The following is a 3,991-nucleotide window of genomic DNA, read 5'->3' as shown; positions in this document are numbered from 1 at the left end:
CCCCGACCGCCCCGGCCGGGGGCACGAGCCGTGACGGCATCCCCGCGCGAACCGCGAACGCCTCCCCGGCCGGGGCGGTCGGGGAGGGGCGGCCCGTCAGGTCATGGTGTTGCTGTGCCACGCCGGCGCCTCCGGGCGTCTATGAGCATCTCCTGGACGTTGCGCAGGGGCTGGCCGTCGGCGTCGGTGGCGTGCCGGGTCCACTCGCCGTCGGGGCCGAGGTGCCAGGAGGCGGTCGTGTCGGACATGCCGGTCTCCAGCATGCGGTTGAGGGCGGCGCGGTGACCGGGGTCGGTGACCCGGACGAGCGCCTCGATACGCCGGTCCAGGTTGCGGTGCATCATGTCGGCGCTGCCGAACCACACCTCGGGCTCGCCGCCGTTGCCGAAGGCGAAGACGCGGGAGTGCTCCAGGAACCGGCCCAGGATGGACCGTACGCGGACGTTCTCCGAGAGCCCGGGTACGCCGGGGCGGATCGCGCAGATGCCCCGAACCCACACGTCGACCGGCACGCCGGCCTGCGACGCCCGGTACAGCGCGTCGATGATCGCCTCGTCGACCATCGAGTTGACCTTGATCTTCACGTACGCCGGGCGGCCCGCGCGGTGGTGCTGGGTCTCCTTGTCTATGCGGGAGACCAGGCCGTCCCGCAGCGACTTCGGCGCGGTCAGGAGCCGGCGGTACGTCTCGCGGCGCGAGTACCCGGAGAGCCGGTTGAACAGGTCGGACAGGTCCGCGCCGACCTGCGGATCGGCGGTGAGCAGCCCGAGGTCCTCGTACAGCCGGGCCGTCTTCGGGTGGTAGTTGCCCGTGCCGACATGGCTGTAGCGGCGCAGCGTCTCGCCCTCCTGCCGGACGACCAGCGACAGCTTGCAGTGCGTCTTCAGCCCGACGAGGCCGTACACGACATGGCAGCCGGCCTCCTCCAGCTTCTTCGCCCATTTGATGTTCGCGTGCTCGTCGAACCGCGCCTTGATCTCGACGAGGACCAGCACCTGCTTGCCCGACTCGGCCGCGTCGATCAGCGCGTTGACGATCGGCGAGTCACCGGACGTCCGGTACAGGGTCTGCTTGATCGCGAGGACGTCCGGGTCCTCGGCGGCCTGCTCGATGAACGCCTGCACGGACGTCGAGAAGCTGTCGTACGGGTGGTGCAGCAGCACGTCCCGCTCGCGCAGCGCCGCGAAGATGTCCGGCGCCGACGCCGACTCCACCTCGGCGAGGTCCCGGTGCGTGCCCGCGATGAACTTGCGGTACTTCAGCTCCGGCCGGTCCAGGCCGTGGATGCGGAACAGGCCGGTCAGGTCCAGCGGACCCGGCAGCGGATACACCTCCGCCTCGGAGACCTTCAGCTCGCGTACGAGGAGGTCCAGCACCTCGCGGTCGATGGACTCCTCGACCTCAAGGCGCACCGGCGGCCCGAAGCGGCGCCGCATGAGCTCCTTCTCCAGCGCCTGGAGCAGGTTCTCCGCGTCGTCCTCCTCGACCTCCAGGTCCTCGTTGCGCGTGAGGCGGAACGCGTGGTGCTCCAGCACCTCCATCCCCGGGAACAGCTCCTCCAGGTGCGCGCCGATGACGTCCTCGATCGGCACGTACCGCCCCGGCGAGCTCTCCAGGAACCGCGACAGCAGCGGCGGCACCTTCACGCGCGCGAAGTGCTTGTGCCCGCTGACCGGGTTGCGCACGACGACCGCGAGGTTCAGGGAGAGGCCGGAGATGTACGGGAAAGGATGCGCCGGGTCCACCGCCAAAGGGGTGAGGACGGGGAAGATCTGGTGCCGGAACAGCGTGAACAGCCGCGCCTGCTCCTTCTCCGTCAGCTCCGCCCAGCGGACCAGGTGGATGCCCTCCTCCGCGAGCGCGGGCGCGACGTCCTCGTGGTACGTCGCCGCGTGCCGGGCCATCAGCTCGCGCGAGCGCGCCCAGATCATCTCCAGCACCTCGCGCGGCTGGAGGCCCGACGCCGAGCGCGTCGCCACGCCGGTCGCGATACGCCGCTTCAGCCCTGCCACCCGGACCATGAAGAACTCGTCCAGGTTGCTCGCGAAGATGGCCAGGAAGTTGGCCCTCTCCAGCAGCGGCGTGTTCGGGTCCTCGGCCAGTTCGAGGACTCGCTCGTTGAACGCGAGCCAGCTGCGCTCCCGGTCGAGGAACCTGCCCTGCGGCAGTTCGTCCCCGCTCTCCTCGTACGCGTCGAGGTCGGCGTCGATGTCGGGTTCCAGGTCGGACACCGTCGAAGGGGAGACCGTATGCGGGCGGTGCGCCGCTATGGACCCCACCGAGGGCTGTGCGTGCTGGGCTTCTGCCTGGGCGTTGGACTGGCTCATAAACCCATTCTTCCGCGCACGGGGCAGGACGGGCGCGTCGGAGCGTGCGGGCGGGAGGGGGGCGACGTCGCCTGCGGAGGGCGGATCCGTGGGGGGCAGACCCTCTGGCGGCGGCGAAGGCTCGGGCACGGCCTGGTTCATTGCCCGAGCGTCGCAAGCTCGTCTGAATCGCCGGTTACGGAGACATGACGTGCGGGATAGCGGGGGGTGTTCGGGCGGGGCCGCCCCGACGCCGGCCCCCGAAAGCCGCCGGCGACGCCCCCGTTCCCCCATACACGATGGAACACCACGCCGTACGCTGCCCAGACCGCCGGGGGTCCCGCCATGTCCACGCCCTCCTCCCTGCCCGAGGAGACGGTTCTCGTCTTCGACCGGGACGAGGAGCTGTTCGCCTACGCCTCCTTCACTCATGTCACGAACCACCTGGAGGCGATGGACGTGGAGGACGCGGAGTACCCGGCTGTGTACCTCCCGGACGGCCGCGTTCTGGAGCTGTCCGCGCCTGACGGGTATGAGGGGCCGGTGCTCCTGCGCCGGACCGGCCTTGTGGATGCGGCCGACCTTGAGCGCCGGACGGCTCGCTACTGGGCGCGGTACGGGCAGCGGTACTGGCCCGGCGCCGCTCCTCTCGGCCCCGAGGAGACGGCCCGCCTCCTGCTCGCCCCCAGGGAGCCGTCCGGTGGCGGAGTACCCAGAAGGCTGCTGCGGTGGCTGCTGCGGCGAGGGTGAGGACCAGGCCCGTTTCCATGAGGTGGAGGGGCCAGAAGTGGGACTTCGGGTGGTAGGTCGTCGTGGTGGCGTGGGTGGCGAGGACCCAGGAGCTGTTGAGGGGGTCGGGGTCGACGGCCGCCGTCGGGCGCGTCACCGACGGCCAGAGGTGGGGGCGGACGGTGAACACGGCCCACTGAACCAGCGCCGTCGCCCCGAACGCCGTCGCCAGCGCCGGCAGCGTACGGCCCGTCAGCAGCGCCGCGAGCACACCCACCGCCAGCGCGCACAGCGCGTACGCCGTCGCCGCCGGCCCGCTCGCCACGAACGCCCCCGCCTCCGACCAGCCCCTGTTGTAGAGCAGCTCGTCGGTCGCGCCCCGGTTCCAGCGGTACACGGCGGTGAGGGCGGCCGAACCCGCGCCGACCGCCAGCGCCGGCACCACCAGCTTCGCCGCCAGCCAGCGCGTCGGCGACACCCCCTGCGTCCACGCGAGATGCGCCGTCCCGGACTCCAGTTCCCGCCCGACCAGCGCCCCGCCCGCGAACGCGGCGACCGCGAGGGAGACGTACCCGATCAGCAGGCCCGCCCGGTCCAGCCGGACGCTGTACATGTGCGCCCGGTAGGGGAACGTGCAGAAGTCGTCGCAGGTCCGCCGGTAGTCGAGGATCGACCGCGCGTCGACCTCGCCACTCCACACGAGCCACCCCAGCGTCACCACCACGAACGCGGCCCAGATCAGCAGCGCCGTGCGGTGCAGCCGCAGGACGGTCCGCGGCAGGCCCCCGCGGGCCGGGGTGAGGGTGGCGCTCATACGGTGACCTCCTTGAGGGCGCCGCTCCGCACGGAGTCGGCCCCGGTGTTCTCGGGCGCCCCGCTCCCTGCCGGCCCGTACGTACGGCGCAGGACGAGGAACGCGGCCCAGGCCAGCAGCCCGGCGACGGCCAGGGCGAACC

The 3,991-nt window shown here is 71.7% G+C and carries 2 protein-coding genes; both read right to left on the bottom strand.

Annotated features, from left to right (window positions below; genetic code table 11):
• Window positions 1-101 precede the first annotated feature (101 nt).
• A complete protein-coding gene (locus AOK24_RS36455) occupies window positions 102-2,327 on the bottom strand; it encodes an RNA degradosome polyphosphate kinase (RefSeq protein WP_055724244.1) in 2,226 nt (741 codons plus the stop codon).
• A 412-nt stretch (window positions 2,328-2,739) separates the two neighbouring features.
• Window positions 2,740-3,849, bottom strand: coding sequence for an ABC transporter permease (locus AOK24_RS36450; protein WP_063799578.1), 1,110 nt, complete (start codon window positions 3,847-3,849; stop codon window positions 2,740-2,742).
• Window positions 3,850-3,991: the final 142 nt, after the last annotated feature.

Origin of the sequence: Streptomyces niveiscabiei, from assembly GCF_001419795.1 — a bacterium.
Lineage (GTDB): Bacteria > Actinomycetota > Actinomycetes > Streptomycetales > Streptomycetaceae > Streptomyces > Streptomyces niveiscabiei.
The sequence above is the reverse complement of the archived record's forward strand: the minus strand, read 5'-3'. Positions and strand labels throughout refer to the sequence as shown.